19 protein-coding genes and 1 riboswitch are annotated in these 23277 nt (G+C 71.3%); of the genes, 10 read left to right on the forward strand and 9 right to left on the reverse strand.

Going from position 1 to position 23277, the window contains the following annotated elements; all coding sequences use genetic code 11:
- The first annotated feature begins 63 nt into the window (after nt 1-63).
- The gene (locus B9S57_RS16740; RefSeq protein ID WP_103516381.1) at nt 64-1089 is read left to right on the forward strand and encodes a carbohydrate-binding protein; all 1026 of its coding nucleotides are present in this window, start codon (nt 64-66) and stop codon (nt 1087-1089) included.
- 88 nt (nt 1090-1177) lie between these two features.
- Here B9S57_RS16740 and B9S57_RS16745 read toward each other — a convergent pair whose 3' ends face one another.
- The 3 genes from B9S57_RS16745 to B9S57_RS16755 all read right to left on the reverse strand — a co-directional run bounded on the left by B9S57_RS16745 (nt 1178) and on the right by B9S57_RS16755 (nt 4320).
- Entirely contained in the window at nt 1178-2110 is a 933-nt protein-coding gene (locus B9S57_RS16745; protein WP_103516382.1) for a 1-phosphofructokinase family hexose kinase, read from the reverse strand.
- 162 nt (nt 2111-2272) lie between these two features.
- Nucleotides 2273-3427, reverse strand: coding sequence for an N-acetylglucosamine-6-phosphate deacetylase (gene nagA / locus B9S57_RS16750; RefSeq protein ID WP_103516383.1), 1155 nt, complete (start codon nt 3425-3427; stop codon nt 2273-2275).
- On the reverse strand, nt 3427-4320 hold the full coding sequence (locus tag B9S57_RS16755) for an ROK family protein (protein WP_374935949.1): 894 nt from the start codon (nt 4318-4320) through the stop codon (nt 3427-3429). The genes nagA and B9S57_RS16755 overlap by 1 nt, the downstream gene beginning before the upstream one ends.
- Nucleotides 4321-4608: 288 nt before the next feature.
- Between B9S57_RS16755 and B9S57_RS16760 the strand changes: the two genes are divergently transcribed.
- From B9S57_RS16760 to otsB, 3 genes are all read left to right on the forward strand, one after another.
- Nucleotides 4609-5826: an ABC transporter substrate-binding protein gene (locus B9S57_RS16760; RefSeq protein WP_103516480.1), complete on the forward strand. Its 1218-nt coding sequence runs from the start codon at nt 4609-4611 to the stop codon at nt 5824-5826.
- Between the two features lie 14 nt (nt 5827-5840).
- Nucleotides 5841-6101 carry a DUF3263 domain-containing protein gene (locus tag B9S57_RS16765; RefSeq protein WP_103516385.1) on the forward strand — a complete coding sequence of 87 codons (261 nt, stop codon included), beginning with the start codon at nt 5841-5843 and terminating at the stop codon, nt 6099-6101.
- Nucleotides 6102-6248: 147 nt separating this feature from the next.
- Nucleotides 6249-7094, forward strand: coding sequence for a trehalose-phosphatase (gene otsB, locus B9S57_RS16770; RefSeq protein WP_103516386.1), 846 nt, complete (start codon nt 6249-6251; stop codon nt 7092-7094).
- A 36-nt stretch (nt 7095-7130) separates the two neighbouring features.
- Here otsB and B9S57_RS16775 read toward each other — a convergent pair whose 3' ends face one another.
- Both B9S57_RS16775 and B9S57_RS16780 read right to left on the reverse strand, forming a co-directional pair.
- Entirely contained in the window at nt 7131-8507 is a 1377-nt protein-coding gene (locus B9S57_RS16775; protein ID WP_103516387.1) for a trehalose-6-phosphate synthase, read from the reverse strand.
- Between the two features lie 70 nt (nt 8508-8577).
- Nucleotides 8578-9528 carry a glucosyl-3-phosphoglycerate synthase gene (locus B9S57_RS16780; protein ID WP_103516388.1) on the reverse strand — a complete coding sequence of 317 codons (951 nt, stop codon included), beginning with the start codon at nt 9526-9528 and terminating at the stop codon, nt 8578-8580.
- Nucleotides 9529-9681: 153 nt separating this feature from the next.
- Nucleotides 9682-9809: riboswitch (SAM riboswitch) on the forward strand.
- Between the two features lie 18 nt (nt 9810-9827).
- Between B9S57_RS16780 and thrC the strand changes: the two genes are divergently transcribed.
- The 4 genes from thrC (at nt 9828) to groL (ending at nt 14126) form a co-directional block, all read left to right on the forward strand.
- Entirely contained in the window at nt 9828-11126 is a 1299-nt protein-coding gene (gene thrC / locus B9S57_RS16785; protein ID WP_103516389.1) for a threonine synthase, read from the forward strand.
- A 28-nt stretch (nt 11127-11154) separates the two neighbouring features.
- Entirely contained in the window at nt 11155-11430 is a 276-nt protein-coding gene (locus B9S57_RS16790; RefSeq protein WP_103516390.1) for a MoaD/ThiS family protein, read from the forward strand.
- 448 nt (nt 11431-11878) lie between these two features.
- Nucleotides 11879-12085, forward strand: a complete 207-nt coding sequence (locus B9S57_RS16795; RefSeq protein ID WP_003967346.1) for a cold-shock protein — start codon at nt 11879-11881, stop codon at nt 12083-12085.
- Between the two features lie 418 nt (nt 12086-12503).
- A complete protein-coding gene (gene groL, locus B9S57_RS16800) occupies nt 12504-14126 on the forward strand; it encodes a chaperonin GroEL (RefSeq protein WP_103516391.1) in 1623 nt (540 codons plus the stop codon).
- Here the strand turns inward: groL and B9S57_RS16805 are convergent.
- A complete protein-coding gene (locus tag B9S57_RS16805; protein ID WP_103516392.1) occupies nt 14053-14646 on the reverse strand; it encodes a hypothetical protein in 594 nt (197 codons plus the stop codon). The two genes, groL and B9S57_RS16805, sit on opposite strands and share 74 nt — an antisense overlap.
- 382 nt (nt 14647-15028) lie before the next feature.
- On the opposite strand from B9S57_RS16805, the gene B9S57_RS16810 reads away from it, so the two are divergent.
- Both B9S57_RS16810 and B9S57_RS16815 read left to right on the forward strand, forming a co-directional pair.
- The gene (locus B9S57_RS16810; protein WP_103516393.1) at nt 15029-17806 is read left to right on the forward strand and encodes a glycosyl hydrolase; all 2778 of its coding nucleotides are present in this window, start codon (nt 15029-15031) and stop codon (nt 17804-17806) included.
- A 263-nt stretch (nt 17807-18069) separates the two neighbouring features.
- On the forward strand, nt 18070-20664 hold the full coding sequence (locus B9S57_RS16815) for a glycoside hydrolase family 9 protein (protein ID WP_103516481.1): 2595 nt from the start codon (nt 18070-18072) through the stop codon (nt 20662-20664).
- A 318-nt stretch (nt 20665-20982) separates the two neighbouring features.
- Here B9S57_RS16815 and B9S57_RS16820 read toward each other — a convergent pair whose 3' ends face one another.
- From B9S57_RS16820 to sigK, 3 genes are all read right to left on the reverse strand, one after another.
- Nucleotides 20983-21417: an ATP-binding protein gene (locus B9S57_RS16820; RefSeq protein WP_103516394.1), complete on the reverse strand. Its 435-nt coding sequence runs from the start codon at nt 21415-21417 to the stop codon at nt 20983-20985.
- A gap of 262 nt (nt 21418-21679) precedes the next feature.
- Nucleotides 21680-22465, reverse strand: coding sequence for an anti-sigma factor (locus tag B9S57_RS16825; protein WP_258036414.1), 786 nt, complete (start codon nt 22463-22465; stop codon nt 21680-21682).
- Complete coding sequence (gene sigK, locus B9S57_RS16830) at nt 22462-23052, reverse strand: ECF RNA polymerase sigma factor SigK (protein WP_258036415.1); 591 nt, start codon at nt 23050-23052, stop codon at nt 22462-22464. The genes B9S57_RS16825 and sigK overlap by 4 nt, the downstream gene beginning before the upstream one ends.
- Between the last annotated feature and the right edge of the window lie 225 nt (nt 23053-23277).

The raw sequence follows: 23277 nt of genomic DNA on the forward strand, positions 1-23277 counted from the left end.
TCCGTTCGGGGTAGGCTCGGCCGGTCGGCGACGGCTGGCGACATGGTGAGGAGTGACCCAGGGATGACGGCCGGAAACAACGGCGCGAGCAAGCCCGAGGACGACGATCCGTTCGGCTATCTGTACGCGGACGGGCAGGCGGCAGGCGCACAGCCGCCCGGGCAGGGTGGCTACGGCTACCCCGGTCCGGCCGCGCAGCCCGGTGTGCCCAGAACGTCGTACAACCAGGTGCGGACGGTCGGTGAGCGCCAGTACGGGCAGGTCCCGCCGCAGGGGACGTACGGCCAGCAGGCTCCGCCGCCGTACGGCCAGCAGAACCAGCAGTACGGCCAGAACCAGCAGCAGTACGGGCAGCCGAACGCGCAGTACGCGGCGCCGGAGACCTACCCCGGCGGTGCGCCCACCGCGCAGTCCGGGTCCGTGGGGTACGGCGGCGGCAGGGGTTCCGGTTCGGGCCCGGGCCGTGGCGGACCCAACACCAAGGCGCTGCTCATCGCGGCGGTCGCCGTGGTCGCGGTCGTGCTCATCGGCATCGGTGCCGCGCTCATGACGGGTGACGACAGTGACGGCAAGAAGGACGAGGCCGGTTCGTCGGCGGGGCCTGCCGACGAGGTCCAGGAGTCCCCGAAGCCGGAGAAGTCCGACAAGCCGTCCCAGAAGCCGGTCGATCTGCCCGAGCAGGACGCGGCGACGCTGTCGCTCGGGGGCACGGCCTCGCTGGACAACACCGTCAAGGGCGCCAAGAGCGCGAACGGCCAGTACATCAGCCTCAACGAGGTCGGCCGGTCGGCCACCTGGACGGTCGACGTGCCCGAGAGCGGCGACTACACGCTGTTCGTGACGTACGGCGTGCCGGGCAAGGACGCCAAGACGTCCCTGACCGTCAACGACGGGGACCCACGGTCCATCAACATGAAGAACTTCGCGCAGGCCGCGGAGGGTGACCTGGAGAAGGGCTGGACCAAGACGTATGCCTGGGTCCACCTGAAGAAGGGGGCGAACTCGCTGATGCTCTCGTGCAACGAGGGCGACTCCTGCGACGCCAACCTCGACCAGCTGTCGCTGAAGTCGGGTCAGGTCAAGGACTGACGAGCGCCCAGCGGTTCTCCACCGTCGTCCCGGTCATCGCGTGCAGCGAGCCGGGACGCGGTGTTTTCCGGGGGGCCTCGCCGTCACATCAGGCGGCCGACGCGTGCTCCTCGACGGTGACCCGGTCCAGCAGGTCCTCGTAGGCCGCGCGGTCGAACTCGCCTGCCGCCGGGGCCAGTACGGTCGCCGTCGAGAGGGCCACCGCGCGCGTCAGCCGGTCCTGCCAGCCCAGCCCCTCGGCGAGGGCGGAGAGCAGCCCGGCCACGGCGGAGTCGCCCGCACCCGTCGGGTTTCCGCGTACGGCCGACGGCGGTGCGGCCCGGAAGGTGCCGTCGGGGGTGACGGCGAGGAGCCCGTCGGCGCCGAGCGAGGCGACGACGCTGCGCGCGCCCCGGCGGCGGGCGTCGCAGGTGGCGCGCAGCGGTTCGCGGGCCCCGGTGAGCTGGGCGAGCTCGTCGGCGTTCGGCTTGACGAGGTCGGGGCGGGCGGCGATGCCGCGGCGCAGGGGCTCGCCGCCGGTGTCCAGGAGCACGGGCACGCCGGCCGAGCGGGCGAGCCGTACGAGCTCGGCGTACGCGCCGACGTGGATGCCTGGCGGCAGGCTGCCGCAGAGGGCGACGGCCTCCGCCTCCGGGAGCAGTTCCCGGAACGTCCCCAGGAAGGCCGCCCACTCACCGGCGTCTATGTGCGGGCCCGGCTCGTTGAGCTGGGTGGTGTCGCCGGTGGAGCGGTCGACGACGGCGAGGGTGCGGCGGGTGTTCCCCGCGACGGTGACGAGGGCGTCGGCGGGGCCCTGGGGGAGCGCGCCGAGGAGTTCGCGCAGGACGGCGCCCGTGGAGCCGCCCGCGAAGCCGGTGACCACGGTGGTGTGGCCGAGCGCGGAGAGCACCCGGGCCACGTTGACGCCCTTGCCGCCGGGGCGTTCGGTCACCTCGGTGACGCGGTGGCTGCCGTGCGGGACGAGCGCGGGCACGGCGTACGTCAGGTCGAGTGCGGTGTTCAGCGTGACGGTCAGAATCACCTGTACCGGCCCCCGGTTCCTTCGTCGTCCGTTCCCGTGCGCCGTCTCCCCGCGGCGCCGTCCTCGGTGATCATGCCAAAGAGGCGGCGGTCGTCCCAGGTTCCCGGGACAACCGCCGTCTCTTCGTTACGTGTTCAACCGGGCGTCGCCCGGGAGGTGTCGTCAGACGGCCGGGGGCTTCACGATCCACTCGCCGCGGCGCATGACGCCCTTGAGCGCGAACTCCGCGTCCAGGACCACCAGGTCGGCGTCCTTGCCCGGGTCCAGCGAGCCGACCCTGTCGTACAGGCCGAGGAGCCTGGCCGGGTTGGCGGAGATCGACCGGACGACGTCATCGACGGGGATCCGGTCGACCGTCACGGCCCTGTGGAACGCGGTGTCCAGGGTCAGGGTGGACCCTGCGATCGAGCCGCCCTCGACCAGGCGGGCCACACCGTCCTTGACCTCGACGGCGAGCGGCCCGAGCTGGTACTGCCCGTCGCCTGCGCCGGCCGCGTCCATGGCGTCGGTGATCAGCGCGACCCGGCCGGCCCCCGCGTGGTGGTAGGCGAGCTCCAGGGCGGCGGGGTGCAGGTGGGTGCCGTCGTTGATCAGCTCGACGGTGACGCGCTCGTCCTCCAGGAGGGCCGCGATCGGCCCCGGTGCGCGGTGGCCGATCGCGGGCATCGCGTTGAAGAGATGCGTGGCGACGGTGGCGCCCGCGTCGATGGCCGCGACGGTCTGCTCGTACGTCGCGTCCGTGTGGCCGACGGCGGCGATCACTCCGTGCTCGGCGAGCAGCCGTACGGACTCGATGCCGCCCGGCAGCTCCGTGGCGAGGGTGACCATCTTCGCCGTTCCGCGGGCCGCGTCGAGGAGCTTGCGGACCTCGGCGGGGTCGGGGTCGCGGAGCAGCCCCTCGCTGTGGGCGCCCTTGCGGCACGGGGAGATGAAGGGGCCCTCGAAGTGGATCCCGGCGAGCTCGCCCTGTTCGACCAGTTCGGAGAGGAGTCCGGCCTGGCGCGCCAGGAAGTCCATCTCGCCGGTGACGGTGGAGGCGACGACGGTCGTCGTGCCGTGCGCGCGGTGCGCGCGGAGGCCGGTCATGACGTCCTCGGCCGTACCGGTGGCGAAGGAGGCGCCGCCGCCGCCGTGGTTGTGGATGTCCACGAACCCGGGGACCACCCAGTGGCCCGAGAGGTCGACGGTACGGGCGCCCTCCGGCACGCTGCCTGCGATCCGGGTGCCCTCGACGATCACCCGGCCGTCCTCGACGGTCCCGGTGGGAAGTACCACCCGTGCCCCTGCGAGAACCGTGCTGTCTGCGCGTCCGGCCATCAGGCGGATACCTCCGTGGAGAGTAGATCCCAGGCGAGCAGCCCTGCGCCCAGGCATCCGGCGGTGTCCCCGAGGGCCGCCGGGACGATGTGGGGCAGCTTCTGGAACGTGACCCGTTCCTCGACGGCCGCACGCAGTGGTGTGAACAAGGTTTCCCCTGCCTCGGCAAGACCGCCACCGATGATGAGCGTGCGGGGGTCCAGCAGAGTGAGGGCGGTGACCAGGCCGGCGGCGAGCGCGTCGACGGCGTCCTGCCACACGCGCAGGGCGGCCGGGTCGCCCGAGACGACGGCCTTGGCGCAGTCGGCGGCGTCCGCGTCGGGGTCGCCGGACGCGGCGGCCCAGGCCCGGGACACCGCGGCGGCCGAGGCGAGGGTCTCCAGGCAGCCGCGCTGGCCGCATCCGCAGTCCGGGCCGTCCGGGCGGACCACGACGTGGCCGATCTCGCCCGCGTAGCCGTGGGCGCCCGCCTCGATGGTGCCCCCGATGCCGATGGCGCCGGCGATCCCTGTGCCCAGCGGCACGAAGAGGAAGCGGTCCGCGCCTTGACCTGCGCCGATCCGCCCTTCGGCGAGCCCGCCCGTCCTGACGTCGTGGCCCAGCGCGACCGGTATGCCGCCGAGGCGTTCGCCGATCAGCTTCCGCAGGGGGACGTCGCGCCAGCCCAGGTTGGCGGCGTAGACGGCGATCCCGCGGTCCGCGTCGACGATGCCGGGCACGGCGACGCCGGCGGCCACGGCGCCTTCGCCGAAGTGCTCCTCGCCGTAGGCGTACAGATCCGCGGCGAAGCCAAGGATCGTCTCCACGACGGCATCGGCGCCGCGGTCCCTGCCGGTGGCCCTGCGCGCCTGGTGGAGCAGGGTGCCGTCGGCCCCGACCAGAGCGGCCTTCATTCCTGTGCCGCCCACATCGAGGGCGATGACGTGTCTCACGGGAGACAGTTTCGCCCGCCGACCCCTAAAAGGTCTAGTCCACTATCGAAGGTTTGTTGAGCGCGCATACAAAACGGTCCCTGCTAGATTGCCGGATCGATACACCGGTGGTGTAGACCTCCGCCCCGGAGGTGAGGCAGGATCGCGGTTCACCGCGGGAGCGATGACTTCCGCGTCGACCAATGTAGGGATGGACGGGCTGTGCAGCGGCGCTTTGTGGGTCTGACCGCGGCGGTGGCCGCACTCGGTATGACGGCGACGTTGTCGGGGTGTGGTGCGGACACCGGTTCCGGCGACGTCACCCTGCGGATGGTCGCGGCCGACTACGGCACCGGTGCGGAGAACAGCTCCCAGAAGTACTGGGACGACGTCGCCGGGAAGTTCGAGAAGGAGAACCCCGGGATCGCGGTCGAGGTCAGCGTCTACTCCTGGAAGGACGTCGACCGCAAGGTCGCCGAGATGGTGAAGGCCGACAAGGCCCCCGACATCGCGCAGATCGGGGCGTACGCCGACTACGCCGAGGCGGACAAGCTCTACACGGCCCAAGAGATGATAGCCATCCGCACCGGCTCCAACTTCCTTCCCTCGCTCACCGACGCGGGCCAGGTCGACGGCAGTCTGTACGGCCTGCCGTTCGTGGCCAGCACCCGGCTGCTCTTCTACAACAAGGGCCTGTTCGCCAAGGCGGGCCTCGGCGCCCCGGAGACCTGGGACGACATCCAGGCGGACGCCACCGCGCTGAAGGGGCGCGGCGTGACCTACCCCTTCGCCCTGCCGCTCGGCCAGGAGGAGTCCCAGGCCGAGACCCTGATGTGGCTGCTCAGCGGCGGCGGTGGCTACACGGACGAGGTCGGCAACTACGACATCGACTCCCCGGCCAACGTCGCGACCTTCCAGTGGCTGAGGAACAACCTCGTCGGCAAGGGACTCACCGGCCCGGTGGCCCCCGGCGAGCTGGACCGGGCGAAGGCCTTCGACGCGTTCACCGAGGGTGAGGTGGGCATGCTCAACGGCCACCCGACGCTGATGCAGGAGGCCGAGAAGAAGGGCGTCGACGTCGGCATGGTCCCGCTGCCCGGCATCGACGGGCCGACCCGCGGCTCCATGGGCGTGGCCGACTGGATGATGGGCTTCAAGCAGAACGGCCACCGGGTGGAGATAGGCAAGTTCCTCGACTTCGCCTACAAGGACGACAACGTGCTGGCCTTCGCCGACCAGTACGACCTGCTGCCCGTGACCAGCAGTGCCTCCGCCGCGATGGAGGGCGACAAGAAGCACAAGTCGCTGCACGAGTTCCTCTCGGCGCTGCCGAACTCGACGCTGCCGCCCTTCGGCAAGACGTCGTGGGCGCAGGTCAGCGAGACGGTCAAGGAGCAGATCGGCTCCGCGGTCGAACCCGGCGGCAGCCCGGAGGGCGTGCTCGTGGACATCGCGTCCCAGGCCCGGCAGGCGGAGAGCGCGGAGTAGGTAGGTTGGTTGATATGACCGCCCGCCCCCCTGACCCCGCCGGCTCCGCCGCCCCGCTCTCCGGCCAGGACCTCGCGGTCCTGGCCCTGGAGCGGCGCTCCTGGCCGGGCCCCGGCGCCAAGGAGCGGGCGATCCGCGAGGAGCTGGGCATGGCGCCGGTGCGCTACTACCAGCTGCTCAACGCGCTGCTGGACGACCGGCGCGCGCTGGAGGAGGACCCGGTCACGGTCAACCGTCTGCGCCGGGTCCGCGAAGCGAGGCGCGGCCGCCGCTGAGGCGGCGTCCGGGGCGCAACCCGCTGGACGGCCGGTGAGGCGGCGTCCGGGGCGCAACCCCGGGCCGCCGCTCAGGCGGGCCCACGGGGCGACCTCCAGGGCCGGGAAGCCGCGCGGTGCGGCGGCCCGCCCGCTACGCTCACCCGCATGGGCAACCCGGCACACCCCCTCCCGACCCCGTCCACCCAGGCCGGCCGCGAAGGCCTCGCCGCACTCCTCGCCCGCCCCGCCCGCGCGGTGGTCGCGCTGGACTTCGACGGCACACTCGCCGACATCGTGCCGGACCCGGAGCAGTCCCGTGCCCACCCCCGTGTGGTCCCGGCCCTCTCCGCACTCGCCCCCCTGGTCGCCGCCGTCGCCGTGATCACCGGCCGCCCGGCCGACACCGCCGTGCGGTACGGCGGTTTCGCCGGGGCGCCGGGCCTGGACCACCTCGTCGTCCTCGGGCACTACGGCGCCGAGCGCTGGGACGCCGCCACGGCCACCGTCCACGCCCCCGCCGCCGACCCCGGGGTGGAGGCCGTGCGGGCGGAGCTCCCGGCCGTGCTGGAGGAGGCGGGCGCCGGCGGCGCCTGGATCGAGGAGAAGGGCGGCCGGGCGGTCGCCGTCCACACCCGCCGCGCCGCGGATCCGCAGGCCGCCTTCGACGCCCTGCGCGCCCCGCTGGCCGGCCTCGCGGCCCGTCACGGCCTGATCGTCGAACCGGGCCGTCTGGTCCTGGAGTTGCGCCCGCCGGGCATGGACAAGGGCGTCGCTCTGGAGGAGTACGCGAAGGAGGCCGGGGCCGAGGCCGTGCTGTACGCCGGTGACGACCTCGGCGACCTCGCCGCGTACGCCGCGGTGGAGAAGCTCCGCGCCCAGGGCACCCCGGGCCTCCTGGTCTGCAGCGGCACCGCCGTCCCCGAACTCGCGGAGTGCGCGGACCTGGTGCTGCCGGGCCCTGAGGCGGTCGCGGACCTGCTGGGGAACCTGGCCCGGCAGGTCGGCCCGTGAAGGCGTGTTTCGAAGGTCCCGCCTGTCCGGCGACGCCTAGCCCCGCAGCGCGTCCAGCTGGTCCAGGAACCACTGCTGCGGCGGCAGGGCCGTCGCCGCGGCGGCCAGTCGCTTCGAGCGGGCGCTCCGCTCGTCGGGCTCCATCGTGAGCGCCTCGTGCAGGGCCGCGGCCGTCGCCGACACGTCGTAGGGGTTGACCACGATCGCGTCCTCGCCCAGCTCCTCGTAGGCCCCCGCCTCGCGGGAGAGCACCAGCGCGCAGCCGTCGTCGGAGACGACCGGGACCTCCTTGGCGACCAGGTTCATGCCGTCGCGGATCGGGTTGACCAGGGCCACGTCCGCCAGCCGGTACGCCGCCAGGGAGCGGGCGAAGTCGTCGTCGACGTGGAGGATGACGGGGGTCCAGCTCTCGGTGCCGTACTCCGCGTTGACGGCGTCGGCGACCCGCTGGACCTCCGCCGTGTAGTCGCGGTAGACCGCGAGGTCCTGCCGGGAGGGGTAGGCGAAGGCGACGTGCACCACGCGCTCGCGCCACTCCGGGCGCTCCTCCAGGAGGGCGCGGTAGGCGTGCAGGCCGCGGACGATGTTCTTGGAGAGCTCGGTGCGGTCCACCCGCACGATCGTGCGCCGGCCGGCGCCGACCTGGTCCCGCAGGATCTCCATGCGCTCGTCCACGTCGGCCTCGCGGGAGCGGCGGCGCAGGAAGTCGGCGTCGGCGCCCAGTCCGTGCACCCCGATCCGGGTGCGGCCGGTGCCGCCGAGGATCTCCGTGCAGCAGCCGATGAAGGCGTCCGCCCAGCGGCGGGTCAGGAACGCGGCGCGGTCGGCGCCCAGGATGCCCTTGACCAGCTGCTCGCCGATGTCGTCGGGCAGCAGCCGGAAGTAGTCGGCGGGCGCCCAGGGGGTGTGCGAGAAGTGCCCGATGCGCAGGTCGGGGCGGAGCTCGCGCAGTATGCCGGGGACCAGTGCGAGGTGGTAGTCCTGCACCAGGACCGCGGCCCCCTCGGCCGCCTCCTCGGCGAGCGCCTCGGCGAAGGCCCGGTTGTAGGTCTCGTAGGACGCCCACTGCCGGCGGAACTCCGCGTCGAAGACGGGCTCCACCGGCGTCTGGTAGATCATGTGGTGCACGAACCAGAGCACCGAGTTCGCGATGCCGTTGTACGCGTCGGCATGGACCCCGGCGTCGATGTCGAGCATCCGGACGCCGGGCTCGGACACGCCGCGCCGGACCGCCTCCCGGTCGCCGTCGCCGAGGGCGGCGCACACCCACAGCTTGTCGTCGACCGCGCTGAGGCCGGAGACGAGCCCGCCGCCGCCCCGCTTCGATTCGAGCGAGCCGTCCTCCCGTCGTGCGTACGACACCGGGCCGCGGTTGGACGCGACGAGGACCTGGGCAGCGTGCTCGGAGACCATGTACCCGAACCTAGCCCGTTCGGGAAGCCGCCAAACGTGAAGAGGGCGCGGAGCCGGGCGGGAGGAACCGCTACGCCGCGTCGCGTGAGGCGTACTCCGCGATGTCCCGCATCGGCGGCCGCTCCTCGGTGTCCACCGCATGGGTGCGCGGGACGAAGCCGTCGGGTCCCCGCTCGAACTGGGTGATCTCGGGCCGTACGAGCGGCCCGCGGGAGAGCCGCAGCTGCGCCGTGCGGTAGATCGCCGCCGCCATCCTGCCGAGGGCCTGTCCGTCCTGATGGCGGTGTTTGCGTACGCCGACGTCGACCTGGGCCAGCGCGTCCAGGCCGACCGTGTGCAGCGCGTCGACGAGCAGGCCCAGCTCCACCCCGTAACCGACCGGGAAGGGGAGCCGCTCCAGCAGGGAGCGCCGCACCGCGTACTCGCCGCCCAGCGGCTGGACGAAGCCGGCCAGCAGCGGCCAGTGAAGATTGAGCAGGGGGCGGGCCACCAGTTCGGTCACCCGGCCGCCCTGGCCCGCCCTCTCGCCCAGCGGCCGGTCGTACATGGCCTTGACGAACTGCACCGAGGGATCGGTCAGCAGCGGGCCGACGATGCCGGAGACGAAGTCCGCGGAGAAGTCCTTGAGGTCCGCGTCGACGAAGCAGACGATCTCCCCGCTGGTCACCAGCAGTGACCGCCAAAGGACCTCGCCCTTGCCGGGCAGGGCGGGGATGCGGGGGAGTATCGCGTCCCGGTGGACGACCCGGGCGCCGGCCCGGCGCGCCTCCCCGGCCGTGGCGTCGGTGGATCCGGAGTCGATCACGACCAGTTCGTCGACGAGCCGGACCTTCTCCATCAGCTCGCGCCGGATCTCCGCGACGATCGCGCCGACGGTCGCCTCCTCGTTCAGCGCGGGCAGCACGACGCTCACCCGGGAGCGGCGCGGATCCCCCGCCCGTGCGGCCGTGAGACGGTCCAGCGGGCGGTCGGCAGCGGACCAGGAACGCCTGGTCAGCCAGCGTTCCACCTCTTCCAGCACGGTCGGTACTCCCTGTATGTGATCCATCTCGCGGTTCGGACGGCTATCTCAACCGTCCGGTGCTTCGGTTACAGTCTTGAACAACGCGGATGACCCTCGCATGTCGGGGTCGGCCCGCGAATAAACGCCCGGATCCATGGTCCGGTGCCATAGCGCTCATCCAGAGGGACTGAGGGAACGGCCCGTTGAAGTCCCGGCAACCCTCCTGCCGACCGCGAGGTCACGGTGGGGAAGGTGCCAATTCCGTCTTGTGGCGAAATACGTCGCAAGGAAGATGAGGAGAAAGGGCCTCCGCCATCATGGCCGTGCAGACAGTTGCAGCGAACACCAATTCTTCCGCCGTGGACCTCGGTCCCGCCGCGGCGCTTTCCTGCCGCGAATGCGGCGAGCGTTTCGAGCTCGGACCCCTTTTCGCCTGTGCGTCCTGTTTCGGGCCGCTCGAAGTGGCGTACGACCTGCCGAGCGGCTCCCCCGAAGAGCTGAAGAAGCGCATCGCCGAGGGTCCGAACAACATCTGGCGCTACGCGCCGCTGCTGCCCGTCCCCTCCGACGTCGCGGACAAGCCCAACATCAACCCCGGCTTCACGAAGCTGGTCAAGGCCGACAACCTCGCCCGTGAGCTGGGCGTGACCGGCGGCCTGTACGTCAAGGACGACTCCGGCAACCCGACGCACTCCTTCAAGGACCGTGTCGTCGCCATCGCCGTCGAGGCCGCCCGCGCCTTCGGTTTCACCACGCTCTCCTGCTCCTCCACCGGCAACCTCGCCGGCGCGGTGGGCGCCGCCGCGGCCCGCGCCGGCTTCCGCTCCTGCGTGTTCATCCCGCACGACCTGGAGCAGGGCAAGGTCGTCATGGCCGCGGTGTACGGCGGCGAACTGGTCGGTATCGAGGGCAATTACGACGACGTCAACCGCTTCTGCTCGGAGCTCATCGGTGACCCGCTCGGTGAGGGCTGGGGCTTCGTCAACGTCAACCTGCGGCCTTACTACGGCGAGGGTTCCAAGACGCTGGCGTACGAGATCTGCGAGCAGCTGGGCTGGCAGCTGCCCGACCAGCTCGTCATCCCGATCGCGTCCGGATCGCAGCTCACGAAGATCGACAAGGGGCTGCAGGAGCTGATCAGGCTCGGCCTCGTCGAGGACAGGCCGTACAAGATCTTCGGTGCCCAGGCCGAGGGCTGCTCCCCGGTCTCCACCGCCTTCAAGGCCGGCCACGACGTCGTGCGGCCCCAGAAGCCGAACACCATCGCCAAGTCCCTGGCGATCGGCAACCCGGCCGACGGCCCGTACGTCCTGGACATCGCCCGGCGCACCGGCGGTGCCGTCGAGGACGTCAACGACGAGCAGGTCGTCGACGCGATCAAGCTGCTGGCCCGCACCGAGGGCATCTTCGCCGAGACCGCGGGCGGGGTGACGGTCGGCGTGACGAAGAAGCTGATCGACGCCGGTCTGCTGGACCCGGCGCTGACCACCGTCGTCCTGAACACCGGCGACGGGCTGAAGACGCTCGACGCGGTCGCCCCGACGACCGGCCTGTCGGCGACGATCCGGCCCAGCCTGGACGCGTTCCGCGACGCGGGCCTCGCCGCCGCCAACTGACCACCCGAGACCGAAGGAAGGCACCCACATGAGCGTCAAGGTCCGTATCCCCACCATCCTCCGCACCTACACGGACGGCCGGGCCGAGGTCTCGGCGGAGGGGGCGATCCTCTCCGAGGTCATCGCGTCCCTGGAGCAGAACCACCCGGGCATCGGCGCCCGCGTCCTGGACGACCAGGGCAAGCTGCGCCGCTTCGTCAACGTGTACGTCAACGACGACGACGTGCGCTTCGAGGGCGGCCTCGACGCGGTCACCCCGGACGGCGCCGGCGTCTCGATCATCCCGGCCGTCGCCGGAGGCTGACCTCCGCAGGTGGTACGGGCCCGCCCGGCTGCCCGATTCCACAGAGTGAGCGTTGTGGCCCCCTCCGCGAGAGAAGCGGAGGGGGCCATTCTGCATGGTTGAGCACGGTACAGTTGGGGAAGTCCCCGCAGCTGCCCGTGCCGCCCGCATACGAGAATGCGCCCGGTCGCGACAAGATGCAGCCAAAGTACGTGCACCCCTTGTGGCATAAGTCGCCTTTGCCGGGCCCGACTTGCCCTGGAATCCCCTGAGTTGGGTCTATCCGTGCGTTCACGTGTGCCCAGAATTCTCGTCCGATTGACCTGTTGCAGAGGGCAGTTGGGCAGATACATTCGGCCGCGGTCGACGCGTTCCGGCGCACGCCACCCTCTCCTGTCGGAGGGTGTGTTCTGACCCGGGCCCGCGAAGTGCGGTGCTCGTGCAAGGGCCAGTAATAGGGGAGTTAGGCATGGCTCAGGGCACCGTCAAGTGGTTCAACGCGGAGAAGGGGTACGGCTTCATCGCGGTCGACGGTGGTGCGGATGTTTTCGTCCACTACAGCGCGATCCAGATGGACGGGTACCGCACCCTCGAAGAGGGTCAGCGAGTTGAATTCGAGATCTCGCAGGGCCAGAAGGGGCCGCAGGCGGACATGGTCAAGCTCGCCGTCGGCTGAGCTCGGCGCGGTCGGCCAACGACACTACTCACACACGCGGGGCCCGTACCTCCATCAGGGGTACGGGCCCCGCGTGCGTCCCCCTCCGCCATCAGGGGTACGGGCCCCGCGTGCGTCCCCCTCCGCCAGGGGTAAGGGCCTCACGCGCGCCCCTCGCCGCCCCTCCGGTTGTCCACATGCGGAGAGGGACGCTTGCACTCGCAGGGGTCGAGTGCTAATCATTGGCGTTAGCACTCTCCAGGTGAGAGTGACAGAACTTGGACCGGGCCGGTGAGGCCCGCAGGCTCGGTGGGGCAAGGAACCGTCGAGCACGCTGGCCGTCCGTCGCGGGCGCCTCTCGGTCCGGAGAAATCCTTCCCCAAGCTCTCAACTGCGTTCGAGCAGGGGAGACCCCATTAGTCCGGGAGGACCACTTCACATGGCCAAGATCATCGCGTTCGACGAGGAGGCACGGCGCGGTCTCGAGCGCGGGATGAACCAGCTCGCCGACGCCGTCAAGGTCACCCTCGGCCCCAAGGGCCGTAACGTCGTCCTCGAGAAGAAGTGGGGCGCGCCCACGATCACCAACGATGGTGTTTCCATCGCCAAGGAGATCGAGCTCGAGGACCCGTACGAGAAGATCGGTGCGGAGCTGGTCAAGGAGGTCGCCAAGAAGACGGACGACGTCGCCGGCGACGGTACGACCACCGCAACCGTTCTCGCCCAGGCGCTCGTCCGCGAGGGCCTGCGCAACGTCGCCGCGGGTGCCAACCCGATGGCTCTGAAGCGTGGCATCGAGAAGGCCGTCGAGGCCGTCTCCGCCGCTCTGCTGGAGCAGGCGAAGGACGTGGAGACCAAGGAGCAGATCGCTTCGACGGCCTCCATCTCCGCTGCTGACACCGAGATCGGCGCCAAGATCGCCGAGGCTATGGACAAGGTCGGCAAGGAAGGCGTCATCACCGTCGAGGAGTCCCAGACCTTCGGTCTGGAGCTCGAGCTCACCGAGGGTATGCGCTTCGACAAGGGCTACATCTCGGCGTACTTCGCCACCGACATGGAGCGTATGGAGACGTCGTTCGACGACCCGTACATCCTGATCGTCAACTCCAAGATCAGCAACGTGAAGGACCTCCTTCCGCTGCTCGAGAAGGTCATGCAGTCGGGCAAGCCCCTGCTGATCATCGCGGAGGACGTCGAGGGCGAGGCTCTGTCGACGCTGGTCGTCAACAAGATCCGTGGCACCTTCAAGTCCGTCGCCGTCAAGGCTCCGGGCTTCGGTGACCGCCGCAAGGCCATGCTCGGCGACATCGCCATCCTCACCGGTGGCACCGTCATCTCCGAGGAGGTCGGTCTCAAGCTGGAGAGCGCCGGCGTCGACCTGCTCGGCACCGCCCGCAAGGTCGTCATCACCAAGGACGAGACGACCATCGTCGACGGTGGCGGCGACAGCGACCAGGTCCAGGGTCGCGTCAAGCAGATCCGTGCCGAGATCGAGAACTCGGACTCGGACTACGACCGCGAGAAGCTCCAGGAGCGCCTCGCGAAGCTGGCCGGCGGCGTGGCCGTCATCAAGGCCGGCGCCGCCACCGAGGTGGAGCTCAAGGAGCGCAAGCACCGCATCGAGGACGCGGTGCGCAACGCCAAGGCCGCCGTCGAGGAGGGCATCGTCGCCGGTGGTGGCGTGGCTCTGCTCCAGGCCTCGGCCGTCTTCGAGAAGCTCGACCTCACCGGTGACGAGGCCACGGGCGCCAACGCCGTGAAGCTCGCGCTGGAGGCCCCGCTCAAGCAGATCGCCGTCAACGGTGGTCTCGAGGGTGGCGTCATCGTCGAGAAGGTGCGCAACCTGCCGATCGGTCACGGCCTCAACGCCGCGACCGGCGAGTACGTCGACATGATCGCCGAGGGCATCATCGACCCGGCGAAGGTCACGCGCTCCGCCCTGCAGAACGCCGCGTCCATCGCCGCGCTCTTCCTCACCACCGAGGCCGTCATCGCCGACAAGCCGGAGAAGGCCGCCGCGGCCGCTCCGGGCGGCATGCCGGGCGGTGACATGGACTTCTGATCCTCGGATCAGCAGCTCCAGGCAGTACCCGCAGTATCCGTGCGACGCCGGCCCCCGGGAATTCCTTCCCGGGGGCCGGCGTCGTGTGCGCTGGGGCCGTCTCACCACGCGGGAGCGGCAGGACGCAGAGATCGCCGTCGTCAGGTTCTCCGATGTAGGTCCAGAGCTTGAGCGTCCTGCCGTTCCGGAGCGCCTCGTAGGTGATGAAGTAGGTCGCGAACTCCACCGTGATCTCGTTCCCGTCCACTTCGTCCACCCCGTGCATCCCGTCCAGGCTCCAGGTGCCCGATCCCGACTCCCGTCCGCTGGCGCTGCAGTCGCGGTCGGCGGTGTACGTTCCGTCCGCCTCGAGCTCCAGCGTGCCGCCCCACTTGTCGGTCCAGGTCACGGCCGCCCGGGCCAGGGGCAGTTCGATCGGCTTGCCGTCAGGGGGCGGCGGGGGGAAGAGCCTGCCGCAGGCGGCGAGGGAGAACACGACGGGGACCACGAGCGCCGGGAGTGAGGAGCGGGAACGCGACATGCGGCACCTCTGGGCCTTGTGCGGGGCGCGGGCGCGAACGGTCCGTGCAGGCGGGAGCGTAAGGCAGAGTGCGGGACCCCCCCGTGGGGGTGCGTCTGCGGCCGCGCAGGCTGACGGCGCACGCGCTGATCGAGTGCGGCCGCCGGTGGGTGCGTCCGACGGCACCCGTCACTCGCGCGCCGTGTCCGCGTTCTCACCACCTGTATCCGGAGCGTCCTCCCGGTCTCGTTTCTCGTCAAGACTCGAATGCATGGCGACCATGCGTTACGCCCAACTCCCTTCTGTGTCAGCTCTCTTGACCCAGAGTTTCAAAAGTTTTACGTTCCTGGCACCTGAGAGCGCTCTCACGCGCTCTCCACACCCCCCTGACGAGGTGCTGCCCATGCACTCCCTCTCCAGACCAGCAGCGGCGACGGTCCTGGCCGTCGCCCTGACCGCCGTGGGCCTGGGCCCTGCCGCATCCCCGGCGGCGGCCGCCACCATCCCCGCGGGTTCCGGCAGCTATACCGACACCCGCCCTGCCGGTGCCTCCGGCCCCACCACCAACACCGGCGCCCCGGTCACGCCGAAGCTCACGGCGGCGGCGAAGGACAAGCCGGTCCCCACCAACGACTGGTGGTCCTCCCTCGCCTACCAGCGGTACGGCGACAATCCGTACTCCACCCCGATGTACGGGCATCCGCTGACCTACCAGGCGACGTCCGGCGGACTGGAGGTCGGCTACCCGACCACGCCCGCGATCGTCGGGGAGGGCCGCCAGTACGAGTACGCGCACAAGGCGGACCTCACCGTCGGCCTCAACGGTCTGAACTCCCCGGACACCAAGGCCGACGACTGGTCCGACTGGACAGTGACCCCCTACTGGTCGGACGGCACCCGCACCCTGCGCACGACCATCGGCCACGGCATGCCCTTCGTGTACGCCAAGGGCTCCGGCGGTGACGCGCGCATCACCACGGCCGCCACCCCCGCCGTCTTCGCGGACAACGGCAACGTCCTCGGCATCACGGTCGCCGGTCACCACTACGCCCTCTTCGCCCCGACCGGCAGCGACTGGAACGTCTCCGGCACGGCCATCACCGCCGGGCTGGGCGGCAAGGACTACTTCTCGCTCGCCGTGCTGCCGTCCACGGACGCGCTCGCCACCTACCGGAAGTACGCCTTCAGCTTCGTCACCGGCTCCAAGGTCGCCTGGGAGTCCACCGGCGGCACGGTCAGGGCGACCTACACCCTGACCACGGAGGCCAAGGAGGGCACCGAACGCGGCACGATCCAGGCGCTGTACCGCCACCAGTGGCTGCACACCACCGACGCGCTCACGCCGTACACGTACGTCTCCCCGCGCGGCACCATGAAGGTGCGGGAGTCGGCCTCCTTCACCACCAGCCAGAAGAACCAGGGAGTGCTGCCCGCCCTGCCCGCGTCCACCGGGGTCGACAAGGCGAGGCTGACCGGCTATCTGAACGAGGTGGCGAACGCCTCGGACCCGTTCTCCGGCGCCGCCGACACCTACTGGACCGGCAAGGCGCTCGGCCGCCTCGCCCAACTGGTGCCCGTCGCCGACCAGATCGGCCAGACCGGCATCCGGGACAAGCTCCTCGGCCTGATGAAGGGCCGCCTCCAGGAGTGGTTCACGGCGGGCGGGGCCAGCGAGTTCAGCTACGACAAGGACTGGAAGACGCTGACCGGCTACCCGGCCTCGTACGGCAGCGACACCGAGCTCAACGACCACCACTTCCACTACAGCTACTACGTGTACGCGGCGGCGATCGTCGCCCAGTACGACCAGGCGTGGGCCGCCGACTCCGCCTGGGGCACCATGGTCAAGACCCTGGTGCGTGACACGGCCAACCCCAGCCGCACGGACACCGCGTACCCCTTCCTGCGCGGCTTCGACGTGTACGCGGGCCACAGCTGGGCCTCCGGCCACCAGGGCTTCGCGGCGGGCAACAACCAGGAGTCGTCCTCGGAGTCCGTCAACCTCAGTGCGGGCCTCGTCCTGTGGGGTGCGGCGACGGGCGACACCGGACTGCGCGACCTCGGCAGCTACCTGCTGACCACCGAATCGGAAGCGATCACGCAGTACTGGTTCGACGCCGACCAGCAGGTCTTCCCGGGCTCCTTCGGCCACGACACGGTCGGCATGGTCTGGGGCAGCGGGGCCGCGTACTCCACCTGGTGGACCGCGAACCCGGAGGAGATCCACGGCATCAACGTCCTGCCCGTCACCGGTGGTTCCCTGCACCTGGCCCGCGAGAAGGCCGCCGTCAAGCGGAACCTCGCGGAGATGCGGAGGGAGAACGGCGGGCCGGCCGTCGAGTGGCGCGACCTCCTGTGGGAGTTCGAGTCGCTGGCCGATCCGGCGGCGGCCAAGGCCAAGTGGGACGCCGACAACGCGGGCTACACCCCGGAGCAGGGGGAGTCCAAGGCGCACACCTACCACTGGATCACCACGCTCGACAGCCTGGGCGCGCCCGACATGACGATCAGCGGGAGCATCCCCACGTCGGCGGTCTTCACCAGGAACGGCGTCCGTACCTACGCCGCCCACAACTACGACTCCACCGCGCGCACCGTCACCTTCTCCGACGGTGCGACCCTCTCCGTTCCGGCCCGCTCCGCGGCCACCGGCACGGGGAGCGGCGGCGGAGATCCGGATCCCGAGGAGCCCGGTCCGTCCACCGGAAACACCTTCCGGCTGAAGTCGGGCGGCGTCCTCACGACCGCCACGGACGGCGCGGCGGGAGCCGACACGCTGGCCTCGGCCGACGGCGTCAACCGGGACGGCACGCCGTACCGGCCGACGGTCTACGAGATCAGGAAGGTCGACGGAACACTCGCGGCGGGTGCGTCCACCGCCTTCCGCCTGCGGGTCGACGCGGGCACGAAGGTGGGTCTCGCCCCGCAGGTCAGGGTCAGTTACGACCTCACCGGTGACGGCACGTTCGACCGGACCGAGACCTTCCGTTACTTCGCGACCGACCCGGTCGCGGGGTGGGAGGAGTACACCCAGGCCGTGGGCGCCGTCGCGGTGACCGGGAGCCTGGGCAACCTGAGGGGCGGAACGGTCCGCCTGGAGATCTGGAACGCACTGGGCAACGGCACGTCCCAGGTGCAGACCGGCACGGACGCGGCGGTCGTGAAGATCCCGTTCGCGTAGCGGAAGGGCCGGACCGGCCGGGGAGTCTCCCGGCCGGTCCGGCATCGCACGGGGTCCCGTGCGATGTCCGCACCACCCGGCTCCTGTTTCTCTGTCATGACCCTGGCGGAACGCGCGTTCCGCCCTCACACTCTGATGGGAGCGCTCCCACCAGGCTCGTCCCCACCTGTCTCCGCCGACGAAAGGCCTTCCCGGTGACTGCCTCACCACTCCTCGCACGGCCCACGCGGCCGCGCCCCCGGCACGGGCGACGCGTGTTCACGATGTCAGCGGCCGCCTTACTGTGCGCGGCCGCGCTGACGGTGCCCGGCACGGCCCTGGCGGCCGACGACGCCGAGCCCGGCCCCGAGCAGATCGCCAACGGCGACTTCGCCGCCGGTGTCGCCCCCTGGTGGGCGACGGCGAATCTGACCCCGGCGGTCTCGGACGGCCGACTGTGCGCCGAGGTGCCCGCGGGCACGGCCAACGCCTGGGACGTGATCATCGGCCAGAACGACGTCCCGATCGTCGCGGGCGAGAGCTACGAGCTGTCGTACAGCGCCAGTTCGACCGTGCCCCTGACCGTGCAGACCCGCGTCCAGGAGGCGGCCGAGCCGTACACCACGGTGCTCGCCACCGCGGACCCGGTCGGCACGGAGGTCACCGAGGTCTCCCGGACCTTCACCGCTTCGGTGGACCAGCCGGCCGCGTCGGTGCAGTTGCAGATCGGTGGTGGTGAGCGGGCGACGACCTTCTGCCTGGACGACGTGTCGCTCCGCGGCGGGGCCGAACCGCCCGTGTACGTACCGGACACCGGGTCGCCCGTCCGCGTCAACCAGGTGGGGTACCTGCCCCGCGGCCCCAAGAGCGGCACCCTGGTCTCCGACGCCGACGCGCCGCTGACCTGGACGGTGAAGGCCGGGGACGGGTCCACGGCCGCCACCGGCGAGACCGTGCCGCAGGGCGAGGACCCCAGCTCGCTCCAGCGGGTCCACACCTTCGACTTCACCGGCCTCACCGCGGCGGGCGACGGCTACACCGTGGAGGTGGACGGCGAGGTCAGCGAGCCGTTCTCGATCCGCGGTGACCTGTACGACGGGCTGCGCTCCGACGCGCTGGCGTACTTCTACCACAACCGCAGCGGCACCCCGATCGAGGCGGATCTCGTCGGCGAGGAGTACGCGCGCCCGGCCGGCCACATCGGTGTGGCGCCGAACAAGGGCGACACGGACGTTCCCTGCAAGCCGGGCGTCTGCGACTACCGCCTGGACGTGTCGGGCGGGTGGTACGACGCGGGCGACCACGGCAAGTACGTGGTCAACGGCGGCATCTCCGTGGCCCAGCTGATGTCCACGTACGAGCGCGCCCTGACCGCCCCGGACGCCGAGTCGGCGGAGCTCGGCGACGGTGAGCTGCGGGTGCCCGAACGCGGCAACGGGGTGCCTGACATCCTGGACGAGGCGCGCTGGGAGCTGGACTTCCTGATGAAGATGCAGGTCCCGGCCGGAGAGCCGCTGGCCGGGATGGTGCATCACAAGATCCACGACGCCGAGTGGACCGGGCTTCCGATGAAGCCGCATCTCGACCCCCAGCAGCGTGAACTGCACGCCCCGTCGACCGCGGCCACGCTGAACCTCGCCGCTGCTGCCGCGCAGTGCGCCCGGCTCTACGCCCCCTTCGACGCCGCGTTCGCGGACCGCTGCCTACGGGCGTCCGAGACGGCGTGGGAGGCGGCGAAGCGGCACCCGGACATGCTGGCGGACCCGAACGACGGCACCGGCGGTGGCACGTACAGCGACAACGAGGTCTCGGACGAGTTCTACTGGGCGGCCGCCGAGCTGTTCACCACGACGGGCGAGGACACCTACCGGCAGGCGGTGCTCTCCTCGGCGCTCCACGGTGACGTGGACGCGGTCTTCTCGGCCAACGGCGGGATCTCCTGGGGCTCGACCGCGGGACTCGGTGTGCTCACCCTCGCCACCGTGCCGAGCGCCCTGACCGCCGAGCAGCTGGCACAGGTGCGGACCACCGTGACGAAGGGCGCCGACCGCTACGCCGCGCAGTCCCGTGACCAGGCGTACGGGCTGCCCTACGCGCCGGCCGGTGAGGACTACGTCTGGGGTTCCAACAGCGCGGTGCTCAACAACATGGTGGTCCTGGCGACGGCCCACGACCTGACCGGCAAGGCCGCCTACCAGGACGCCGTGCTGCGGGGCGCGGACTACCTGCTGGGCCGCAACCCCCTCAACCGGTCGTACGTCACCGGCTACGGCGAGCGGGACTCCGAGAACCAGCACCACCGCTTCTGGGCGCACCAGAACGACCCGTCCCTGCCGCACCCGGCGCCCGGCTCGCTCGCGGGCGGGCCCAACCTCACCGCGATCGCCTCCGGCGACCCGGTGGCGGCCGAGAAGCTGACCGGCTGCGCCCCGGCCATGTGCTACATCGACGACATCGGCTCCTGGTCGACCAACGAGATCACGGTCAACTGGAACGCCCCGCTCGCCTTCATCGCCTCCTACCTGGACGACGCGGGCGACGGCGGGACGGTCGCACCGGCCCGCACCTGCGAGGTGACCTACTCCTCGCACCCGTGGAACAGCGGGTCCACGGTGACGGTCCGGCTCCGGAACACCGGTTCGGAGGCGGTCTCCCCGTGGTCGCTGACCTGGCTGCTCCCCGGTGAGCAGAAGCTCAGCCACACCTGGAGCGCGGAGTTCGGTCAGCACGGCCGCACGGTCAGCGCGAGTCCGCTGTCGTGGAACCGGACCCTCGCACCGGGTGCGGCGGTCGACTTCGGCTTCAACGTCGCGGCTCCGGCCCCGGCGCCCGACCCGGGGGCGTTCAAGCTGAACGGGCGTGCCTGCAGCTCGGGTTGATCCGGTGACCTGACCGCGCCGTACCGGGAACACCGCGGTGCCGGCGAGGCCGAACGTCTCCTCGCCCCGCCGGTGTCGCGGCGGCCCTCGTCCTCCCCGGGCGAGGGCCGCTCGCGTCAGGGGCCTGTCCTGGCTCGGTTGTACAACCAGTACCCGTTCACCAACGGCCCGGGGGCCGACCTGCTCCAGCCCGGCCGGTGGATCACCGAGTGCGCGTGCGTCCCCAGCGATACGACACCCGCTCCCGTGATCTCCAAGCCCTTCCGGCTCGAGGGCCCCGCACATCCGCCACGGGACAGTCCCGTACGCGGGTGCGGTTCAGGCTTCGCTGAACGCCGCGTGCACGCACTTCCCCGCCGACAGCGGCTCGGTGAAGACCCGCGCCCCGAGATCCTCCGCGATGTGCAGGCCCATGCCGCCGGTTCCGTCACTCAGGTCCGGTGTCCGCGGGGCGGGCCGGACGCACGAGCAGTCGGTCACGGCGATGTCCAGGGCCCCGGCCGTGGTCGTCAGGGTCAGGGTGCTGGGCCCGGGTGCGTGCCGGACGGCGTTGGTGACCAGCTCGGAGACGATCAGCAGGAAGTCGTCGCAGCGCTCCTCGGTCAGCGAGGGCCATGACCAGTGGAGGAAGCCGACGGCCGCGCGGCGGGCGTGGGAGGGCGCTTCCGGACCGGCCGGCAGGGGAATCGAGAGCTTCCCCGCCGTGATGGGCGACGGAGTGGACGAGGGCGGTGGTGCGGTCATCGTGGTCATGGCGGTGTCCCGAGGGGGCACGGCGCCGCTAAGGGTGCCGCAGCGTGGGGGATGGCTGGTGGGACGACGGGGTTACCGGGCCTGTCGGATGGGGTTCCGATGGTGCGAGTCGCTTTACACAAGGGATTCGGAGACATCGGGGGGAAGGTTTGGGGTGAATCCCACAAAGGCAAGGAACGGCACAAGTCGCCCCTCTTCCGGTGCCCGCGTCAGGCCCGCGGAGGCCGTCCGCTTCCGCGGGCCGGCAGCTGTGCGCCGCAGGTCAGGCCGTCAGCGGGACCGCGCCGAGAGGGACGGTGGTGGGCTGCGGGGAGCCCCCGGCGGGTTCCACGGACAGGGCGACGGCATCGGCGTTGTCCAGCGCCCCCTCCAGCAGCGTCACCCGGCGCCCCGGGTCGCCGGTGAGCAGCCCGGCCGGCACGGGCGTCCCGTCCTCCATGAACCACGCCGCGTACGTCCGTCCGGCGGGGAGGGCGGGCAGACCGGAGACGGCGAGTGTGGCCGAACCCTCGCTCCGGGAGAAGGTCACGGACGCCGTGGCGCCGTCGCTCAGCGCCTGGGTCCGCAGGCGGACGTCGGACGCGGTGAGCACCTTGGCCACGTTCTCCTGCGCCGCCTCCGCCTGCCGGGCCTGCGCCTGCACCTGGGCGGCCTGCTCCTCGACCTGGCGGGCGTGGTCCCTGGCGTCCGAGGCCTCCTGGCGCTGCCATCCGGCGAGGCCGAGGCAGACCAGGGCGACGGCCACCGAAGCGGCGAGCGCCAGGCGCAGGGACCGGGCCGGTCCGCGCCCGCGTACCCTCGGGCCCTTGCGCGTACGGGGCTCCTGCGGGGTGTCGGCCAGCCGGCCCAGGACCTGGTCCCGCAGGGAGTCCGGCGGGTGCTCAGCCGTCATCCGTCCCAGGAGCGCCGTCGTGGCCCGCAGCTCGGCCACCTCCTCCTGGCATTGCCGGCACTCGGCGAGATGGGCCTCGAACTCCCGGCGCTCCTCATCGGGGAGGGCGTGCAGGACGTAGGCGCCCGACGACTCGTGGGGGTCCGTGGTGATCACGCTTTCGCTCCCAGGCAGCGGCGGAGCCGGATGAGGCCGTCCCGCAGGCGGGTCTTGACGGTCCCCAGCGGCAGGGACAGGGAGTGGGCGATCTCCTTGTAGGTGTGTCCGCCGTAGTAGGCCAGGACGACGGCCTCGCGCTGGATGTCGGTGAGCCCCCGCACGCAGCGGCGCACCTGCTGCCACTCCATGTGGGTCTCCACCTGCTCGGTGACCTCGTCGAAGGGGGTGTCCTCGCTGAGCCTCGCCGCCCTCTGCTCACGGTCCTGGCTGGCCTGCGCGGAGCGGACCCGGTCGACGGCGCGCCGGTGGGCCAGAGTCATGATCCACGTCATCGCGCTGCCGCGGTGGGGCCTGAACCGACCGGACGTACGCCACACCTCGAGCAGCACGTCCTGCGTGACCTCCTCCGACTGGGCGGAGTCCCGCAGGACCCGGCGCACCAGCCCCATGACGGGGCCCGCGGTCACGTCGTAGACGCCGGCGAAGGCCTCCCGGTCGCCCTCGCCGGCCGAGACCATGAGCTGGTCCAGGTCCGGTTCCCCCGGATGTTCCCGGACGGTCCCTCCGCGGTCGTTGGCATGCACCCGGGTCCTCGCTGACGGGTAGGCGTGCGGGAGCGGTGGTGAGATCCCGGCACGGTTGCGGCACACGAGTCGTGTGGCCGCATGACGGCGGCCACACGCCGAATATGGCACCGGACCGCCGCTCCGGCCTCCCGTGCGCACCCGAACCGGTCGATACCGGCGGGTAGAGGCGTGACCGGCCCCCGGGGGCGGACCGGCAATGCCTCAGTAACGGCCTCTTCCTGG

The sequence above is a fragment of the Streptomyces sp. SM10 genome, assembly GCF_002910915.1.
Classification (GTDB): domain Bacteria; phylum Actinomycetota; class Actinomycetes; order Streptomycetales; family Streptomycetaceae; genus Streptomyces.